The organism is Shimia sp. R9_2 (assembly GCF_017743735.1).
Classification (GTDB): domain Bacteria; phylum Pseudomonadota; class Alphaproteobacteria; order Rhodobacterales; family Rhodobacteraceae; genus Shimia.
This window is the reverse complement of record NZ_JAGHRO010000008.1, coordinates 122,630-142,380: the sequence shown is the minus strand read 5'-3', so window position 1 is coordinate 142,380 and position 19,751 is coordinate 122,630. Positions and strand designations below refer to the sequence as shown.

The window sequence follows — 19,751 nt, the reverse complement described above, 5'->3', positions numbered from 1 at the left end:
GCAGGCCACCTACAGAAGGTGTTTGGGCAGCCTGCACATTTGCTGTCTTGGCGGGGGCTTATTCCGCCGGTGCCGGGGCGTCTTCCACCACCGCGTTCTGGTTCACCATGTCGTCTTCGCGGTGAAAGAGCGGATATATATAGAGGAAGGCTGCGGAGATCAGGTAACCGGCGGTCACACCTGACAGCTCAGGCCAATGCAGGCTCGCGCCGTGTATGATGCCAACCGCTGACATGGCTGATGCAGCCAGGGCAAATCCTCCGGCATTGCGGAAGCGGCCATCAATCACACTTGCGACAATCGCGCCCCAAATGAGGCCCGTCAGAATGGCCCCTTGGGACAGGGCGAGGTGGCCTTCAAAATGCGCCCCTTGCTGAAGCAGGGCGGCAGTCAGTGCCTCGTCACCCAGCTGCGGCAGTCCGGCAACCCCAACCGCACCCAAAGCGCCCATGAGGGAGCCCCATTTGACCATAAGAAAGGCTGAGACATGCGGCATCATCGCGATGGTGACAGCGGCCATATGCTCGGTTTTGACCGAATGCGCGGTGTTGGTGATCAGGCTCAGCGCCACAAACACCAGAACCGGCGCGGCGGCGGCCACTGGGATCAGGTTGTTGAGGAAGGCCAGCAGCCCCAGAAAGGCCGCCAGTGGAATGACCACGCCAACCCCGATGATATAGCCCGCACGCGCGCCCATGCGCTTGTAAGCCGGATGCCCGATATAGGCCGTGGTTGGAAAGGGCGAGCCAAACACCGCGCCCACCATGGTGCCCAGACCATCGGTGATCTGGCAGGTTGCCACAGGATAGTGATCCCCTGCCGCTTCCGCGCTCTCCACGTTGTTCATCGTCTCAATGAAGTTGTAGATCTGAACCGGTATCAGCACCAGAAACAGCTCCGGGTTGGCAAACAGATGCTGAATGCCGGCAATCAGATCGCCGAAATAGGGCAGGGGCGCATAGAAGCCAACGCCGTCTGCGCTCAACTTGGCCTCACCGATGCTCAGCGCCACGATTGTGCCCACGATCAAGGCCAACAGACCTGCCGGAATATTGTACGGCAGGCGGAAACGCCCAACGAGGCCCCAGAGAATGATGATCATGGAGGCAAAGCCGATGAACGGGTTTTCAAACACGGTGGCAAGCGGCACGGTGCCAATGAACACCAGCGCGATGCCGCACAAGGTGCCGAGCATCCCTGCGCGCGGCGTGACCCGTTTGAGCCATGGGCCAATCACCGCCCCAAAAGCCGCAACGATGCCCCCCATAAAGCCCGCACCAATTCCGACCTGCCAGGCCAGCATCGGATCATTGGTGGCCCAATAAATCGGACCGATCACACCAAAGAGATAGACAAACATAACCGGTGTCGAAATGCCGTAGGGCATCGCGGTCACATCACGCCCCTGCTGGGCAGCGGCGCGTTTGGCGAGGCCGACATAGACGGCAATACCGGCGAGAATGGCCACAGCAGCGCCCGGCACGATCCGGCCGTAAACGATGTCTGCGGGCATGTTGAACACGAACTGACAGATCCCTGCCAAGACCATCAGATTGATCAGGTTGTCGGTAAACAGCGCCCAAAACGCGCTGAAATCGCTGCGGTGAAACAGCTTGTAGGTATAACTACCATCCCTCATTGGGACCTCCATCTGTTAGCCGTGTGGGCGGTTTCTCCTCAAACCGCGCACCCGGCGTTTCTCACTGCGCCGCGATATGCGGAACAGAGCCCCAAACTTGGGGAATTGCGGCAGTTTCAGAGGTCAGAGCAGTGGTGACGTCGGCTTTAACAGTCGCGCCAATCTCTGCAGGCCGCTTGTCGCGGCTACCGCCTGCCCCGATAGGGCAGATCAAGGGTGCGATGGATCGCCCATCGCAGAATTCAGCACATCCGGATTTGAACCGGGCGCGTTTGGTTTGAGAACCGGTCAGGTAGGCATAGGTGTCGTCTCCTGTCACAGGAAGCGCATCTGCACCACTTTGGCAGCGTATTTCGTCCTGATGCGCCATGTGCCCTACAGGCCTCCTCCGGTCCTATCCGAGGTTTTAAGATTGTCGGCAGTCTAGGGATTCTGATTGTGCAAAATAGCGGTGGCTTTCCCGAAATATTTTCAATGTATTTTTGATAAAGCGCGCCGCGAGCCAGGTGCGCTCTGCGCTGTTTGACGTAATTAGAACGCGCCTACAACTCAGCGAATCCGCATAGGATGCACGGTAGAGGTGTGGTCTCAAAGAAACGCTTCGCGGCTTCTCAAACACCAATTTGATAACTTGACAAAAATAATAAGATAAATCTATCAGTGCGCAGCCCATGGCCGCCGCCATGGGAAACATTTTCAGGGAGAGACCCATGTCCGTCACATCATTGATGCGGGGTCTTTGCTCCGCCGCCGCAGCTCTGACGCTATCCATCGCGTCCGCCACGTTTGCATTTGCAGAGACCATCAAATTGACCGACATCGCCGGGCGCGTTGTCGAAGTAGAGAAAAATCCGTCCAAAGTGGTGATTGGCGAAGGTCGCATGATCTACTCCATCGCTTTGCTGGATCAGGAAAATCCGTTTGCCCGTGTCGTCGGCTGGAAAGACGACATGATCAACTATGATCCCGATGCCTACCGCAAATATCTGGCAACCTATCCAGAGATCGCGGATCTGCCGAGCTTTGGCAGCCCCTATTCTGACGAGTGGAATCTTGAGGCCGTGATCGCGCTGGGCACCGAGGTTGTGTTCATGAACCTTGGCAACCTGCTCAAGGCGCAGGAAAGCGGCATCATCGACAAGCTGGAAGAAGCCGGTGTTGCGACCGTCTTTTTGGATTTCCGCCAGAACCCGACAGAAAACGCCCTGCCCAGCATTCAGCTGATGGGCCGTATCTTTGACAAACGCGACGAAGCAGACGCCTTTGCCGATTTCTACCAACAGCAAACCAAGCTGATCTACTCCCGTGTGGCGCAGATCCCGGCGGAAGAGCGCCCCATCGTGTTCATTGAAAACGCAGCGGGCTACAATCCAAACAAATGCTGCTCCACCTACGGCGCGGCAAACTTGGGCCGCTTGGTGGATCTGTCTGGTGGTCGCAACTGGGGCTCGCTCAAATTCCCGGGCTTTAAAACCAATGTCAGCCTTGAGGCCATCTTTGCGGATGACCCGGACGTGATCATCGGCACCGGTGCCAACTGGTCAGAGGCCAACCCGGACACCATCGCTGTGCTCTTTGGCTATGAAGCCGACGCCGCCACGGTGCAGGAACGTCTGGCAGGTCTTGCGGCGCGTGAGGGATGGCCAGAGTTGTCTGCCGTGAAAAACGGCCGTTTCCACTCGGTCTACCACCAGTTCTACAACAGCCCCTACCACTTTGTGGCCATGCAGGCCTTTGCCAAATGGCTGCACCCGAAGCTGTTTGCCGATGTAGATCCAGAGGCCACCATGCAAGAGCTGCATGACCGTTTCCTGCCGATTGACTATTCGGGCGTCTTCTGGGGCACCCTGAAATCCGGCAGCTGATCACGCTGCTCTTTGCCCCGATTGGCTTTGTGCCAGTCGGGGCTTTTTGCCTTAAGAGGATTTTTGATGAGTGCGGAACTGACAGCGCAGCAGATGCGGCAAAGCTATGGCGCACAGGTCGCACGGCGGTACGGCATGATTGGCGTGATCGCCACGCTTCTGGGCATAAGCTTCTTTCTCGATGTGGCGACCGGCCCTGGGCATTATCCACTGTCGACGGTGGCCGAGGTGTTTCTTGATCCGCTCTCACACGGTGTTCGGCTGAAGGTCATTGTCTGGGACTATCGCTTGCCGGTGGCGGTCACCGCCGTGCTGGTCGGCGCGCTGCTGGCCGTGGCCGGCGCGCAGATGCAGACCATCCTGAACAACCCGCTGGCAGAGCCTTTCACATTGGGCGTGTCTGCGGCGGCCAGTTTTGGCGCCTCCTTGGCGATCGTGCTCGGGGTTTCGGTGATCCCGGCGGTCGGCCCGCTGCTTGTGACAACCAACGCCTTTGTTTTTGCGCTTGCCACATGTGGGTTCATTCTCTTGGCCACACGCCTCAAAGGCGTCGGCTCTGAAACCATGATCCTCTTTGGCATCGCCATTTTCTTCACCTTCTCGGCGCTTCTGGCGTTGATGCAATATATGGCTTCTGAGGATCAGATCGCGCGGATTGTTTTCTGGATGATGGGCTCTCTCAGCCGCGCGAGCTGGGAAAAGATCAGCATCGGCGCGCTTCTCTTGGCCGTCGCAATCCCGTTCAGCCTGCTGCGGACCTGGCCCATGACCGCCCTGCGCATGGGCGAGGCCACTGCAGAAAGCATGGGGGTCGATGTGGCCCGCTTGCGTGTGGAGATGCTGATCTGCGTATCGCTGCTGGCCGCGACAGCGGTGTCCTTTGTGGGCACCGTTGGTTTTGTCGGCCTTGTCGGGCCGCATATTGCCCGCCTTCTGGTTGGGGAAGATCAACGCTTCTTTGTGCCCCTGTCCGCCCTGGTGGGCGCATTGGTGTTGTCGCTCACATCGCTCATCTCCAAATCCATCACCCCAGGCATCATCTACCCGATCGGCATCATCACCTCGCTGATCGGGGTGCCGGTCTTCATCTCCATCATCCTCAGCACACGACGGGAGAAATTGTCATGACACTGCGTGTCACAGATGTGAATGCCGGATATGGCAAGGTGCAAATCCTGCGCGATGTCTGCCTTCCCGACATCGCCCCCGGCAGTTTTGTCGGGCTGATCGGCCCCAATGCCGCGGGCAAATCCACGCTGTTCAAAGTGCTCGCGGGGCTGCTTGCGCCCTCTTCAGGACAGGTAATGTTGCAGGGACAAGACATTACCCATCTATCCCGCAAAGAACGGGTGCGCCGCATCGCCTATATGCCGCAGGCCTTTGGCTGCAACGCTTTGCTTACGGTGTTTGAGAGCGTTTTGCTTGCGCTCAAACAAACCACAGGCTGGCGCGTGCGCAATGACAATCTGGACCGCGTGGCGGACACGCTCAACGCGCTTGGCCTGTCTCATCTTGCAGATCGTGGAATAGCGGATCTGAGCGGCGGTCAGGCGCAGATGGTGGCCGTTGCCCAAACCATCGTGCGCGCGCCGGATGTGATCTTGTTGGATGAACCAACCAGTGCGCTGGATTTGCATCATCAGCTGTCGATCATGACCTCAATCCGCAGCGAAATGGAGCGCAAGCACCCCATCGTGATTGCCGCTTTGCATGACCTCAATCTCGCAGCCAAATTCTGTGATCGTCTGGTGCTTCTGCGCCAAGGCGCCATCCTTGCAGATGGGACGCCAGAAGACATTCTTGCATTGTCAGAGATTGGCGCCACATATCGGGTGCAAACCGATCTGGAGCGCACCAAACGTGGCGTGCTCTATGTAGACGCAAGACTGTCTGCATAACCGCAATCAAACTATAAAGGGGCGCAGATCTGATCCGCGCCTCCTTTCATAGCTTCCGCCTGCCCATCAATTTCACCAAATAACCTCGTCTGTCCGCCATCAGGTGGCGCGTGATGGCAACTCTTGCGTCGGCGCGCGCGCCTGAACCCCGTTTTTTGTTTACCGGTTGTTTTGTTGGCGGCTAGGCTTGTCGCAGGTTGCACCTTTGGTTTTGGTATGTGCTCTATGCGGTTGTCTTTGCGTGTTTGCGCCAGTTTTGTTTTTTGTTTGGCGGTTGGGGCGCGCCGCTGCGTGCGCAGAGCTGGGATGCGCAATCCACCCACAGCGTCAAAGGGGTCACCGTTTATGACGCCGACGTCCTGCTCACCTTTTCCGGTCAGGTTGCCTTTGAGCGCCACGGGCAGATCACAGCAGAACAGGTTGCCGCCGCAATTTCCCATATCTATCGCGAGGACGGCTATTTTCTGGCTGAGGCCCGCGTGGCGTCTGATGGTCGCGCAATCGTGGTGGATGAAGGTCACCTTCAGGAGGTGATCATCGAAGGCGTCGACGCGCGCACATACGCCGCTCTGGAGCGTCTGTTTGCGCCGCTGATCTCTGTGCCTGCGCTGCCACTCAAACGCTTTGAACGCGCGGTGATGCTGGCAGAAGATATCCCCAACATTGACCTCTCCACCGAGATAGATTTCCCATCGTCAAACGGGGCTCGTCTGCGTGTGTTGGTTGAGGAACAAGCCAAATCCGCAGGCACCGCCACGCTCGACAACCCGCCACGAGAGCTTGGCGAAGCCCTGAGCCTCTATCTGGCTCAGGAATTTTACTCCACCTTTGCTGTTGGCGATCTTCTCCGACTTGAAGCCTCAGGCACCATCAACTGGGATCAGGACAACGAGGAGTCCCTTTGGGGCGCACTCACCTACCGTTTGCCTCTGCACAGCAACGGTCTTTATAGCGAGCTCTACTATGGCTCTGTGAATGCGCGCCGTGATATCTCCTGAAGCTTTGCGAGAACAGAGATCGACGGGGAAAACCTGACGCTCGCTCTGGGCTACCCGGTGGTCAGGGATGTTGAAAGCTATGGCTATCTGCTGCTGGATTATCGCCTGTCTCAATCAGATTCAGAAAGCGGCGGCGTCCCTCTGTCCAGCGAAGCGGATGTCTTCGGTCTGACCTATCTGTACGGCAAGAGCTTCGCCAGCGGCGGGGCCCTGGAAGCGGGGGCCACGCTGTCTTATGGAGAGAACGAAGACAGCAATACCGCACCGGGATTTGAGGATGGGGATGCCTCCTTCTGGCATCTGCGCGGCGGTTTTGGATACGAGAGCCCGCTCAGCGCGCTTGCCGCCAATACCGCGTGGCGCACGGAAATCTGGGGCCAGTACACCAATGATCGACTGCCCTCCGTCGAAGAGTTTTTCCTCGGCGATCGCTATGTTTTGCGCGGCTACCGCTTTGACGAAGTGGATGGAGATTCCGGGGTCAGCGCTCTATTCGAGCTGTCCCAAAGCTATTTTCCAGCCACACCCGGCATCAACCGCGTCTCGCCGTTTGCGTTTTTGGATCTCGGCTATGTGTCCAACAACGCACCTGCTGATTATGAAGTCGATGACGCCACGCTGGCCTCTGTCGGGATTGGCGTCGACATCGACTTCCGCCGCAACCTCTTCCTGTCAAGCTACGTGGGATTTCCGCTGAAAGACGGCCCATTGACCGAGGCTGGGGATGCGGTCGCCTATATCGCTTTGACAACCAGTTGGTGAGGGGACCATGCGCAGACAAACACTGATGATGTTGCTTGCCACCTGCCTGAGCGCAGAGCTGTTCTCCGGGCCGGTGCTGGCGCGTGGAAACCACTACGGATGGTGTCGAGGTGTCGGCAATCCACACCAGTCCGCGCAGGGATGCGGTCAATCCGGATCACAGCACCACAATACCCAAACCTCTGGGCCTTCAAGCCCGACCGCCACCCAATTGCCTCCCAAAGGCACGCCCAGCACGCCGCAATCTGTCGCAGTACCTGTTTTGGCCCCCACGGCGGTGCCTGCCCGCATTCCACAGCGCGTTCCCCCTGTGATTGCGACCCCAACCGCAACGCCGCAGGCGATCCCTCAGGCGACACCAACACCCCTGCAAACACCAATAAAAACACCGGTGCCGACCCCCGTGGCGGTGCCCAACCAAATCCCTCAGGCCATTCCCCAGCCCGTTACCATCACCGCCAAACCTTCGGCGAACCATCTGGCGGTGCCCGGTCACAAGTCGCCCACCGGATATGCCGTCATTGTGCGTCCGAAGCCCCGCCAGGCAAAGCTCACCGCCCCCTCAGGGCAGACCGCAGCTTCCGCCACGCATCGGCCAAAAATCCAATCCGCACCCAAGAAGTTTCAGCACATCGCCGCCGTACCAGGACGGCACGCGCCGCATGATCCCCCGCTCTTCAAGGAAGGCGCTGCGGGTGAGGAATGGGAATGTGTCGCCAGCGGCTTTGGGCCACGCCGCACGGCAAATGCGAGAGGTCAATTGCTGGCATCAGGCGCGCTCCGCCACATCGGCAATGTGGACGCAATGGCCAGAGATGTTCCGGCACGCCACCTGAAATACTCCGGCTGCATCATCTCGATCAAACGGCGCAAATAGGCGGTCTGCTAGCGGTTTGCAGCTCTGCGCAGCGAGATCTTATCAACAACCAAACAGCCACACAGTCCATCAGCTTCACCAGGCTGCAAATTCACCGCCAAGAGCGGCGCTCCTCTGTTGACATGCTCTCAAGGCCTATCTAATTACCTCCGTTACCGGGCCCTTAGCTCAGCTGGATTAGAGCAGGGAACTTCTAATTCTCAGGTCGGGGGTTCGAGTCCTCCAGGGCTCGCCATTTTTCTGTTTTTCCGTAAGTGCTTACATGCTTGTGCCTTTGGCGTCGCACGCGTGTTTGAACACACCCCACAAAGCCAGCACCCGCCCTTTGTCACTCACGCAGACCTGTACAAGCAGGCTCACCAAGCCTGCTCTAGCAAGCGCACTGTTTCTGCAATGATCGGGCGGTTTATGTGACGTTCCAGCGTGACAAAACTGAGGCTCGCGGGCACCGAAACGGTCTCACAAATCACCAGACCGAATGTCTGCTTCTGGTGCAGAGCGATTGAGTCACGGCACAGACTCAAACCGATACCGGATCTCACCATCTCCAGCATTGACGCCTCCTGATCCACCTGCGCCACAACATTTTGGGTGCAGCCATGCTCCTTGAACACACGTTGCAAGAGTCGATGATGCACCGACAGCTCCGGCGTGCCGATCCAAGGCAAGGTGGCAAGCTGTTTCCAGTCCGCATGTTCCGCCTGCGCCCCCCAGCCAGCTGGCGCAACGACCCGATAGTTGAAATCCGCGAGATGTACCGCGTGGATCGGGCTTTCGGTATCTGGAGTGGTGCTTGGAACACCACCGGGACCGCTCAGATAAAACCCGGCGTCAATCTGTCCGCGGCTGAGCCACGAGAGAATATTTCCGCTCACTCCGTGCAGCAGATGCGTCTCGATGGCTGCATGCTCGCGCCGCAAGATCGCCAGCAAGCGTCCAAGGCGGATAAACTCGGGATCAACGATCGTGCCCAGTCGCAAGGTGCCACTGATCTGGCCGGACCGGCGCCGGGCGCTCCGGCGGAATTCGCTCATGGCCTCCAGCACATTCTCGGCCTTTGCCAGAATCGCTGCTCCATCGGGTGTGAGTTGTAGACCGGTTGTGGTGCGGGTGAAGAGGGTCAAACCGGTTTCCTCTGCAAGTCGCCTGATCTGATGGCTGATCGCTGGCTGGGTGAGATTGAGCACATCCGCCGCACGGGACACACTGCCCTCACGCGCCACGGTAACAAAGGCCAAGAGATTGTTAAGGTTCGAGAATCTGTCCATATAAAAATTTGTAATATAGCTCTGAGGTATTTGTCATTAGCTTCCCGCCGCTGAATGTCGAATACCTATGCATCAATTGCGTTTCGGGGAGGAAATGCAGATCAGTCTTTTGAACACAGCCCAATGACTCGCTGTGTCAGGCGTTTCGCACTTCTCTCCCTCTGTAATCACGAACTGAGCGACCCGGTGGCAGAAGGATCAGACATGGCGGATCAAGCAAACGAATTTGACTACATCGTCGTCGGCGCGGGCTCTGCTGGCTGTTTGCTGGCCAATCGCCTGAGCGCGGATCCTGCCAATCGTGTGCTTTTGCTGGAAGCGGGCAAGGCTGACACTTACCCGTGGATCCATATTCCTGTGGGCTATCTTTATTGCATCGGCAATCCCCGCGCTGATTGGCTCTATAAAACGCAGCCTGACAAAGGGCTCAACGGCCGCAGCCTGCTCTATCCGCGTGGTAAAACCCTGGGCGGGTGCTCCTCAATCAACGGCATGATCTACATGCGCGGGCAAGCGCGCGACTATGACAACTGGGCTGCGTTGACCGGAGAAGCAGAATGGAACTGGGAAAATTCTCTGGAGTCCTTCAAATCTCATGAGGACCACTACAAACTGGATGATGGCGCTGACCCCAAAACCGGGGACAACAGCCGTTTCTCGGATATGCATGGCCACGGTGGCGAGTGGCGGATTGAGAAGCAGCGCCTGAACTGGGAGGTGCTGGACAGCTTTGCGGATGCCGCAGAGGAGACCGGCGTCCAGAAAACCGATGATTTCAACAGCGGCGACAATGCTGGCGTTGGCTATTTTGACGTCAACCAGCGCTCAGGCTGGCGCTGGAACACTTCCAAAGCGTTCCTGCGTCCCGCCAAAGCGCGTCCCAATTTGACAATCTGGACCGAAGCGCAGGCGGAAAAACTGCTGTTTGATAAAGAAGGCGACCTGCGTTGTTCTGGGGTGCGTGTGAACCGCGCCGGTCAATCCGTTGAGGCCTTCGCGCGCAAAGAGGTGGTGCTGTCTGCTGGCGCGATCAACTCTCCGCAAATCCTTCAACTGTCGGGCATTGGCCCTGCGGACCTTCTGAAAAAGCACGGCATCGATGTGGTGATGGACCAGCCCTATGTTGGGGAAAACCTGCAGGATCACCTCCAGATCCGTGCGGTCTTCAAAGTGAAGGGCACCCAAACCCTGAATACACTGGCCAACTCGCTGCTGGGCAAGGCCAAGATCGGGCTTGAGTATGTGTTCAAACGGTCCGGCCCTATGAGCATGTCACCGAGCCAACTGGGGGCTTTCACCCGCTCTGATCCGGGCCGCACGCATGCCAATCTGGAATACCACGTACAACCGCTGAGCCTTGAGGCCTTTGGCGAGGATCTGCATGACTTCCCGGCCATGACCGTGAGTGTTTGCAACCTCAATCCCACCAGCCGTGGTCATGTGCGCATTGCCTCCGGCAACTTCCGCGACGCGCCAGAGATCACACCAAATTACCTGGATACCGAAGACGATCGCAAAGTGGCGGCCGACAGCCTGCGTCAGGTGCGCGAGATCATGGCGCAGCCTGCGATGCGCAAATATGCGCCAGAAGAGTTTAAGCCGGGCACACAGTACCAAAGTGATGAAGAGCTGGCCCGCCTTGCCGGAGACATCGCAAGCACCATCTTCCACCCCGTCGGCACTGTAAAGATGGGCAGCGATGATGATCCCACCGCCGTCTTGGATCCGCATCTGCGCATGCGCGGGGTGAGCGGCTTGCGGGTGGTGGACGCCTCGATCATGCCGGAAATCACCAGCGGCAACACCAACTCTCCGACCATCATGATTGCCGAGAAAGCCGCTGGCTGGATCCTGAACGGTCAATAACCGCGCAACACAAATTCCTGAACGATCGGAGGACACATGCGTCATTCGTTTTCCAACCTGCCGTTGACCGGCGTGAAAGTCGTGGACTTCGGCCAGTATATCGCGGGCCCTGCCGTTGCGATGCTGCTCGGGGATTTGGGGGCAACGGTTGTGCACATCGACCCGCCCGAAGGCGCTATGTGGGATAGCCCGGCCAACGCCATGCTGAACCGCAATAAGGTCATCGTAAATCTCGATCTGAAAACCCCAGAAGGTCTTGAGCAGGCGCTTGCGCTATGTGCGGAGGCCGACATTCTCATCGAGAATTTCCGCCCGGGAAAACTGTCCAAGCTGGGCATCGATTTTGCCGCTATGCGCAATGACCGTCCAGAGTTGATCACCCTCAGCATTCCGGGTTTCGCCTCTGATGACGAAGAGCGCCGCGAGCTGCGCGCTTTTGAGAGCATCGTGGCCGCAAGTTCCGGTGTCTTCACCGACATGGGGCTGAACCGCGTGCTCATGGGCCTCAACCCGTCCTTCTCTCCGCTGCCACTGTCTTCTGCCTATGCCTCCCAGATTGCCGCTTCGGCCACCGTGCTGGCGCTGCAAGCGCGGCAATTGACCGGGCAGGGGGACGCCATCGAGGTGCCTCTGGCTGCCGCAGTGATGGAGGGGCTTTGCTATAACTCCATCCACGTTTCTGACATGCCCCAGCGCTATCTGACCCAGCGCGAGGTAGAGATCGAGCGCCGCCGGATCGAAGGCCTGCCGATGAACGTCAGCTACGAGGATCTCCAGGAGCTTTTGGACCCGTTCTTCCGCAGCTACATGTGCAAAGACGGCCGGATGTTCTATGTGGTCTGCCCTAGCCACAAAAACCACGCGCGCCGCTGCCTGGAAGTGCTGGGGATTTACGACGAACTGGTTGAAGAGGGCCTGACCTCCGAAGAAGACACCTACAAGCCGTGGTCGGAGTGGGAACACAACACCTCGCTAGGCGTCTACCCCATGCCAAAGGACTGGGCCGACAAGATCGCTGCGCGCATGAAGGAGGTGTTTATGACCCGCACCTCCCATGAGTGGAAGAAGATGTTTGGCCGCGGCATGATCCCGGGCGCGCCGCAAAGGTGGCTCCAGGAGTGGATTCACGACGAATATGCCGAGACCTCCGGGCTGATGATCGATGTTTGGGATCCGGTCTACGGTGACATGACACAACCCGGGCCAGTGGTGTGGCTTGAGGAAAGCGGCGAAGAGGCGCTGAAGCCGGAACCGCGTCGCTGGGCCGAATTTGACGAAGCTCTGAAAATTCTCAAAAAGCTCCGCACAGAATTGCCGGAGCCCGCTGAAACGGAAAGCCGCGAAGGCTGGCTGTCTGGCGTACGGGTCCTCGATCTATGCAATGTGATCGCAGGGCCTCACTCTGCCAGCTATCTGGCGCGCTTTGGCGCTGAGGTGATCAAACTGGATCCGGCAGAGCCGATGTATGATAGCTGGAACACCGTGATCTACGGCATGTCGCAGATGCGCGGCAAAAGCTCCATTCTGGCAGATATCACCTCGCGCCATGGCCGTCAGGTCTTTGAAGATCTGGTGAAAACCGTTGACGTGATTGTCTGGAATGCGCCGGACAATCAGATCCGTAAAATGGGGCTTGATGCCGACAATCTGCGCAAGCTCAATCCGGATGCGATCTTCTGTAAACTGGATTGTTTCAGCGGCGTCCGGCGGGGCACGCGGACTGACTATATCGGTTATGATGATCTGGTGCAGGCTGCGACCGGCATCATGCTGCGCTTTGGGGGGGCCATGGATCGCCCCGAAGAGCACGCCCATGTTGGCACCATCGATGTTATGTGCGGCTTTGGTGGGGCGTTGAGTGTCGCTGCGGCGCTCTATCAAAAGCATCGCTTCGGTCGCATTGGCCGGGGCCGCACCTCTCTGACGGCCAACAGTGGCCTGCTGCAGGCGCCTTTTGCCTTTGACTTTAAGGGGCGCGGTTTGTTCGACGAGCCTTCCGGCCCTGAGGCCAACGGATATGATGCTCTGACCCGCTTCTACTATACCGCGTCAGGACGCTACATTCTGCTGAGCGCCTATGAGAGCGATCTGCCGCGTTTTGCGCAGGTTGAAGGGTTGGAAGATTTGCCAAACCTGCCCGAGGAAGAGCGCGCGGCCTATCTCTCTCAGGCATTCCAACTGCAGCCCGCCTCCGAGTGGGTGGCCCGTTTGCGTGCAGCAGATATCGCGGCCACGATCTGTGAAAACCTCGAAGCCCTGCGCGCGCTGAACACACGTGAAAGCGACGGTCTGCCGGGGATCGACAAAGGCAGCTATTCTTTCTCGGTCTACCCCGATCATCCAAGCGGCCGCGAGGTGACACAACTTGATCCCTACGCCGTGCGTCCAGCGCAAAGCAAGGTCTATGCCCTTGACCCAGCGGAGAAGTTTGGCACTTCCACGCGGACGATTCTGCGCGACCTTGGCTATGCGGAGAAAGCCATTGAACAGATGATCGCCAGCGGCGATATCAGCACATCATGGGCTGACGAATATCTTCCAAGTTAATCCAACACACCGCTCCTGCTCGAAGGGGCGGTTTTTTGTGAGCGCGCCGCCATTTGGCTGAGCACTCCGAAACCGGAACATCCCTCAAGGATGTGAATTCTTGCGCCAAAAGGAGGAGTTATGGCTAAAGAACCCCCAATGATGGATCTGTCGATCCCAACGGCTGAAACAGGCTTTTATGCCGGCTTCAGCAAAACCGTCGCGATATCGTCCAAAATTTTGGTCAGTGCGCTGATCGTGTGGGCGATTTCTGTGCCTGAAAACGCCGCCGCTGTTTTGGGCGCGATGAACGGCTTTCTTCTGAAGAATTTTGCTAGCTGGTACATCTATGCTGCGGCTTTCTTCACCATTGTTTGTGCGGCGCTGGCAGTGGTTCCCGCCACAGGCAGGCTGCAGCTTGGTCAGGCCGGGGATACACCTGAGTTCTCCAACTTCTCCTGGTTCTCAATGATGTTTGGTGCCGGGATCGGTATCGGGATGCTGACATTTGCCACCGCAGAGCCGATGTATCACTTCGCGAACAATCCCAGCGTGATTATGGGGGAAACCACGGCATCCGGCGCGGACAACGTGACCTCTGCCTATGTTTGGTCGTTCATGCACTGGGGCTTTGTCGCATGGGCGTGTTATGCGTTGGTGGGGTTGTCGCTTGCTTACTTCTCCTATCGCCGCAACCTGCCACTGACCATTCGTTCCGGCCTGGCGCCGCTGTTTGGGGAACGTCTGTCAGGTGGCATCGGCCATGTTGTTGACGTTGTTGCTGTTGTGGCGACCATTCTTGGTGTGGCACAAACGCTTGGCTTTGGTGTGGAGCAATTCGTTTCGGGCCTGACCCGTATCGGTCTGGGCGACTGGCTGGTCAATGAGGCGGGCAAGCCGTCGACCGCTGGGATTGTCGTCTCGCTGGCTGTCATCATGGGCGCATCAACCCTATCCGCGCTGTCAGGCGTTGGCAAAGGCATCAAATGGCTGTCGAACTTGAACATGGGTCTTAGCTTCTTCCTGCTGGCCTTCTTCCTGCTCTTCGGTTCGACCTTCTTTGGTCTCAGCGCTCTGGTGAACGGCTTCTTTGCTTATGTGACCCAACTGCCGGCCCTTCTGTTCACTGTTTGGAGCCCGGATGGCACCGAGACGGGTGACGCACTTGCAGGCTGGCAAGGTGGCTGGTCCGTGTTCTACTGGGCTTGGTGGATCGCATTTGCCCCCTTTGTTGGTGTGTTCCTGGCGCGTATCTCGCGCGGCCGCAGCCTGCGTGAGTACATCGTTGGTGCCATTCTGGTGCCTTCGTTGATGTGCTTCATCTGGTTCACTGTTGTTGGCGGCACCGCTATCGACCTGACGCTGAACGGCGGCGTTGGCGATGCAATCTCTGGCGCGGGTCAGTCAAACCAGCTGTTCGTGATGCTGGATCTGCTGCTGTCTCCGGCACTGGGTTGGATCATGGCTGTTATCGTTGTTGTTCTGCTGCTGACCTATCTGGTCACCACGGCAGACTCTGCTGTTCTGATCGTGAACACCATCAACGCAGCTGGTGACGAAAGCCCCCGTGGCCGTCCGCACATCATCTTCTGGGGTCTGGCGCTGAGCTTTGTTGTCGGCGGCCTGCTGATGGTTGGTGGCCTTGGCGCTATTCAAACCGCCATGGTGATCGGCGCGCTGCCTTTCAGCTTCGTGATGGTTCTGATGGGCTTGGCTCTGATCAAAGCGGTTATCCGTGACGGCGTACGTGAAAAGAATGGCGTTCAGTCCGTACATCAGTAACTGAAGCTATCGGTTGAGGGCGGTCATCTGCCCTCGGCAATACCCACACACTGCGACAGGCAGTTCCGTCTGACGCATTAAAAAAGCCGCCCAGAAATGGGCGGCTTTCTTGTTTTTCACGGCGTGGCGACCTTAGTCGATGATCGCGTTCAGTGTCGCGCTTGGACGCATCACTTTCGCTTTCAGCTCTACAGACGGACGGTAGTAGCCGCCGATGTCTGCTGCCGGGCCTTGCGCCGCTGCGAACTCCGCCAGAATGGCCTCTTCGCCCTCTGCCAGCGCTTTGGCCACGCCTGCGAACTCTGCCGCGAGATCTGCGTCATCAGACTGTGCGGCCAGCGCTTCTGCCCAGTAGCGCGCGAACCAATAGTGGCTGTCGCGGTTGTCAGGCTGGCCCACTTTGCGGGATGGGGAGCGGTTGTCGTCCAGAATGCCTTGGGTTGCGGCTTCGGCAGTGACACCCAGAACACCCGCCTTTGCGTTGCCTTTGACATCCGCGAGGAAGTTCAGGCTTTCACCAAGGGCACAGAATTCGCCCATGGAGTCCCAGCGCAGGTGGTTTTCTTCGACCAACTGCTGAACGTGCTTGGGGGCAGAGCCGCCCGCGCCGGTTTCAAACAGACCACCGCCCTGCATCAGCTTCACGATGGAGAGCATTTTGGCAGAGGTGCCCAGCTCAAGGATCGGGAAGAGGTCGGTCAGGTAGTCACGCAGCACGTTGCCGGTGATGGCGATGCTGTCGTTGCCTGCGGTGATGGTCTTCAGCGACTGAGCCGTTGCTTCGCGTGGCGCGAGGATCTGGAACAGGTCCGCTTTGCCCGCCGCTTCCAGCGCAGGTTTCACGTATTTGATCAGCTCTGCGTCGTGCGCGCGGTTTGCGTCCAGCCAGAAGATCGCCTCGGAACCGGTCAGGCGCTGACGGTCCAGTGCCAGTTCGATCCAGTTCTCGATCGGCGCTTTCTTCACGGTGCAGGAGCGCCAGATGTCGCCTGCCTCAACGTCGTGGCTGTGCAGCGTTTCACCGTTGGCCAGAACAACACGGATGGTGCCGTCTGCTGGCGCTTCAAAGGTGGTTGGATGGGAGCCGTACTCTTCCGCCTTTTGTGCCATCAGGCCCACGTTGGCCACGGAGCCTGCGGTGGTCACATCCAGCGCGCCATTGGCTTTGAAGAAGTTCACGGTCTCATCGTACACAGAGGCGTAGCAGCGATCAGGGATCACACAGTTGGTGTCACCCTTGTTGCCGGCTTCATCCCAGCCTTTGCCGCCTGCGCGGATCACGGCAGGCATGGAGGCGTCGATGATCACATCGGACGGCACGTGCAGGTTGGTGATGCCCTTATCGCTGTCCACCATATACATGGAAGGACGTTCCAGCGCAGCGATCTCGGCTTTTATCGCCTCGGCATTGTCCAGCGTGTCGATGGCTGCCAGAACAGCCCCCAGACCGGAGTTCGGGGAGCCGCCCGCCGCTGCGATGGCGTCGCCATGCGCATCCCAAACCGGGCCAAGCCATGCTTTGACCGCGTGGCCGAAGATGATCGGGTCAGAGACCTTCATCATGGTGGCTTTCATGTGCAGAGAGAACATGGTGCCGTCAGCTTTGGTGTCCTCAATCGCGTCAGCAAGGAACGCGCCGAGCGCTTTCGCGGACATGAAGGTCGCGTCAGCCACAGTGCCTTCTTCCAGCGGCCAGCCGTCTTTCAGAACGGTCACGGCGCCGTCTTTGGCGACAAATTCGATTTTCGCGTCACCGGCCTGATCGGCGGAGATGGTCGCGGAAACTTCGTTTGCGTAGAAGTCGTTGCCCGGCATGGAGGAGACTTTGGTTTTGCTGTCAGACGCCCAGGCACCCATGGAGTGCGGGTTGTTCTGCGCAAAGTTCTTCACTGCACGTGCGGAGCGACGGTCGGAGTTGCCTTCACGCAGCACCGGGTTCACGGCGGAGCCTTTGATGCCGTCATAACGCGCGCGGATCGCTTTTTCTTCGTCAGACTGCGGATCTTCCGGGTAGGCCGGGATGTCGTAGCCCTGCGCCTGCAGCTCTTCGATGGCGGCAACCAGCTGTGGCACGGAGGCGGAGATGTTTGGCAGCTTGATGACGTTGGCGTCAGGTGTCTTCACCAGCTCGCCAAGCGCGGCCAAATCATCAGACTGGCGCTGATCATCGGTCAGGTTTTCCGGGAAGGTTGCGATGATGCGGCCGGCCAGCGAAATGTCCGGTGTGCCCACGGTGATGCCAGCGGCAGACACGAACTTGCGGATGATCGGCAGGAAGGAGGCAGATGCCAGCTCCGGCGCTTCGTCTACAATTGTATACAGAATGTCTGGTGTCTTGTTATCAGCCATATTTATCACAACCTTTTTTAAGTCAGGGGTGTCTCTAGATTTGCGGGTTCTGGGCAGAATGCCCGAAGTAATCCGTGTGGTCCTTCCGCCGTCGAGTGCTTTTTGCGGCAGCTAAAAGCCCGCACGACGGCATCGTGCGGGCTCCGTATAGGCCGCATGCGGCCAAAGATCAATTCCGCGATCTCTCTCAGGCGGAGGCTTTTTGCCGCGCAGCCTGCATATGGGCGTTGAGCGCCTCAATTTGTGCCTCCGAGAGCCGCAGGCCGAGCTTTGTACGCCGCCAGACCACATCCTCGGCCGCCCGCGCATATTCCTTTTCCATCAGCCAGCGCACTTCCGCCTCTGTCAGGGTTGCGCCAAAATCGATCCCCAGATCCGCCGCCTCTTTGGCGTCGCCCAGCATGATTTCGGCCTCGGTGCCATAAGCGCGGATCAGGCGTTTGGCCCAAGCCGGTGTCAGGAACGGATAGCGGCTTTGCAGCGCGGCAATCTTGCCTTCAACCTCATGCACCTGAAAATCGCCACCGGGCATGGCCACGCCCGCTGTCCACGGGGCTTTGGCCTCCGGGAAGAACGGCACAATCTTGGCCATCGCCGCCTCAGCCAGCTTGCGATAGGTGGTGATCTTACCGCCAAAGACATTGAGCACCGGCGCGCCGTTGTCATCAAGCTTCAGCACATAGTCGCGGGTCGCCGCGGTCGCGGAGGAGGCGCCATCATCATAGAGCGGGCGCACGCCGGAATAGCGCCAGACAATGTCCTCCATCGTCACCGGCTTCTCAAAGTAGTTTGAGGCGAAATCACACAGATACTGCGCCTCTTCATCGGTGCAGGCCGGGGCTTCATCGGCGTTGGTGTGCTCCTGATCGGTGGTCCCGATCAGCGTGAAATCTTCCTGATAAGGAATGGCAAAGATGATGCGGCCGTCCTCACCCTGGAAGAAATAGCAGCGGTCGTGATCAAACAGGCGCTTGGTCACAATGTGGGAGCCGCGCACCAGACGCACGCCCGCAGAAGAATTCTGTTTCAGCACACCTTGAATGACATCAGCCACCCACGGGCCACCCGCATTCACCAGCGCCTTGGCGCGGGCCGTGCGGCGGGCGCCGGTCTCCACATCTTCCATTTCGATCTGCCACAGACCATCGGTGCGCGTCGCAGAGAGCACCTTGGTGCGGGTATGGATCGTTGCGCCGCGTGCTTCGGCATCACGCGCGTTCAGAACAACCAGACGGCTGTCCTCGACCCAGCAATCGGAATATTCAAACGCTTTGGCAAATTTGTCTTTCAGCGGCTTGCCCGCTTCGTCAGATTTCAGATCCACGGTGCGCGTGCCGGGCAGAATTTTGCGCCCCCCCAGGTTGTCATACATAAAGAGGCCCAAACGGATCAGCCAACTGGGGCGGCGGCCTTTCATCCACGGCATGGCCAGCGACAGGATGCGCGACGTCGGCGTGTCGTTGTCAAACCGCATGTCCTTATGCATCGGCAGCACAAAGCGCATCGGCCAGCTGATATGCGGCATCGCGCGCAGCAGGGTTTCCCGCTCAATCAGCGCCTCACGCACCAGACGCACCTCAAAATACTCCAGATAGCGCAGCCCGCCGTGAAACAGTTTGGTGGAGGCCGAGGAGGTCGCCCAGGCCAGATCGTTCATTTCTGCCAGTTCGACAGAGAGGCCACGGCCCACCGCATCCCGCGCGATGCCGCATCCGTTGATGCCGCCCCCGATCACAAAGAGATCTACGGTGCTGTCTGCCTGCGCTGTCATGGGATTCCCTTTCGCGGAACGCTTACGAACATTTTCGCGCACCTTCGAACATTTTCGCATCTGAGAGTCAAGAAAAACCACCTCTGCCACGTAGGTTTTCATTGTAAATTCACAAAAACCCTGCCACGGCTGAAATCGTAAAACGAAGAT

14 protein-coding genes and 1 tRNA gene are annotated in these 19,751 nt (G+C 58.4%); 10 read left to right on the top strand and 5 right to left on the bottom strand.

Features of this window, described 5'->3' with window-relative positions:
* Positions 1–58: 58 nt before the first annotated feature.
* Both J7400_RS17565 and J7400_RS17560 read right to left on the bottom strand, forming a co-directional pair.
* Positions 59–1,639, bottom strand: a complete 1,581-nt coding sequence (locus tag J7400_RS17565; protein ID WP_209065388.1) for a xanthine/uracil/vitamin C permease — start codon at positions 1,637–1,639, stop codon at positions 59–61.
* A 61-nt stretch (positions 1,640–1,700) separates the two neighbouring features.
* Positions 1,701–2,009 (bottom strand): hypothetical protein, encoded by a 309-nt coding sequence (locus J7400_RS17560; RefSeq protein ID WP_209065387.1) that lies wholly within the window; start codon positions 2,007–2,009, stop codon positions 1,701–1,703.
* Positions 2,010–2,349: 340 nt separating this feature from the next.
* Here J7400_RS17560 and J7400_RS17555 point away from each other — a divergent pair, with 340 nt between their 5' ends.
* From J7400_RS17555 to J7400_RS17525, 7 genes are all read left to right on the top strand, one after another.
* Positions 2,350–3,504 (top strand): ABC transporter substrate-binding protein, encoded by a 1,155-nt coding sequence (locus J7400_RS17555; protein ID WP_209065386.1) that lies wholly within the window; start codon positions 2,350–2,352, stop codon positions 3,502–3,504.
* A 66-nt stretch (positions 3,505–3,570) separates the two neighbouring features.
* A complete protein-coding gene (locus J7400_RS17550) occupies positions 3,571–4,632 on the top strand; it encodes an iron ABC transporter permease (protein WP_247738888.1) in 1,062 nt (353 codons plus the stop codon).
* Positions 4,629–5,402 carry an ABC transporter ATP-binding protein gene (locus J7400_RS17545; protein WP_209065385.1) on the top strand — a complete coding sequence of 258 codons (774 nt, stop codon included), beginning with the start codon at positions 4,629–4,631 and terminating at the stop codon, positions 5,400–5,402. Before J7400_RS17550 ends, J7400_RS17545 begins: the two co-directional genes overlap by 4 nt.
* A gap of 197 nt (positions 5,403–5,599) precedes the next feature.
* Positions 5,600–6,400, top strand: a complete 801-nt coding sequence (locus J7400_RS17540; protein ID WP_209065384.1) for a hypothetical protein — start codon at positions 5,600–5,602, stop codon at positions 6,398–6,400.
* Between the two features lie 57 nt (positions 6,401–6,457).
* Entirely contained in the window at positions 6,458–7,162 is a 705-nt protein-coding gene (locus J7400_RS17535) for a ShlB/FhaC/HecB family hemolysin secretion/activation protein (protein ID WP_209065383.1), read from the top strand.
* A gap of 7 nt (positions 7,163–7,169) precedes the next feature.
* A complete protein-coding gene (locus J7400_RS17530; RefSeq protein WP_209065382.1) occupies positions 7,170–8,039 on the top strand; it encodes a hypothetical protein in 870 nt (289 codons plus the stop codon).
* Between the two features lie 157 nt (positions 8,040–8,196).
* A tRNA-Arg gene (locus J7400_RS17525) sits at positions 8,197–8,274 on the top strand.
* A gap of 121 nt (positions 8,275–8,395) precedes the next feature.
* Here J7400_RS17525 and J7400_RS17520 read toward each other — a convergent pair.
* The gene (locus tag J7400_RS17520; RefSeq protein WP_209065381.1) at positions 8,396–9,307 is read right to left on the bottom strand and encodes a LysR family transcriptional regulator; all 912 of its coding nucleotides are present in this window, start codon (positions 9,305–9,307) and stop codon (positions 8,396–8,398) included.
* A 204-nt stretch (positions 9,308–9,511) separates the two neighbouring features.
* Between J7400_RS17520 and J7400_RS17515 the strand changes: the two genes are divergently transcribed.
* The 3 genes from J7400_RS17515 (at position 9,512) to J7400_RS17505 (ending at position 15,481) form a co-directional block, all read left to right on the top strand.
* Positions 9,512–11,173 (top strand): GMC family oxidoreductase N-terminal domain-containing protein, encoded by a 1,662-nt coding sequence (locus J7400_RS17515; protein ID WP_209065380.1) that lies wholly within the window; start codon positions 9,512–9,514, stop codon positions 11,171–11,173.
* A 36-nt stretch (positions 11,174–11,209) separates the two neighbouring features.
* Positions 11,210–13,720: a CoA transferase gene (locus J7400_RS17510; RefSeq protein ID WP_209065379.1), complete on the top strand. Its 2,511-nt coding sequence runs from the start codon at positions 11,210–11,212 to the stop codon at positions 13,718–13,720.
* 120 nt (positions 13,721–13,840) lie between these two features.
* Complete coding sequence (locus J7400_RS17505) at positions 13,841–15,481, top strand: BCCT family transporter (RefSeq protein WP_209065378.1); 1,641 nt, start codon at positions 13,841–13,843, stop codon at positions 15,479–15,481.
* A gap of 132 nt (positions 15,482–15,613) precedes the next feature.
* Here the strand turns inward: J7400_RS17505 and J7400_RS17500 are convergent, their stop codons facing one another.
* Positions 15,614–17,830, bottom strand: coding sequence for an NADP-dependent isocitrate dehydrogenase (locus J7400_RS17500; protein ID WP_209065377.1), 2,217 nt, complete (start codon positions 17,828–17,830; stop codon positions 15,614–15,616).
* 187 nt (positions 17,831–18,017) lie between these two features.
* Positions 18,018–19,601 (bottom strand): glycerol-3-phosphate dehydrogenase, encoded by a 1,584-nt coding sequence (glpD, locus tag J7400_RS17495; RefSeq protein WP_209065376.1) that lies wholly within the window; start codon positions 19,599–19,601, stop codon positions 18,018–18,020.
* Positions 19,602–19,751 lie beyond the last annotated feature (150 nt).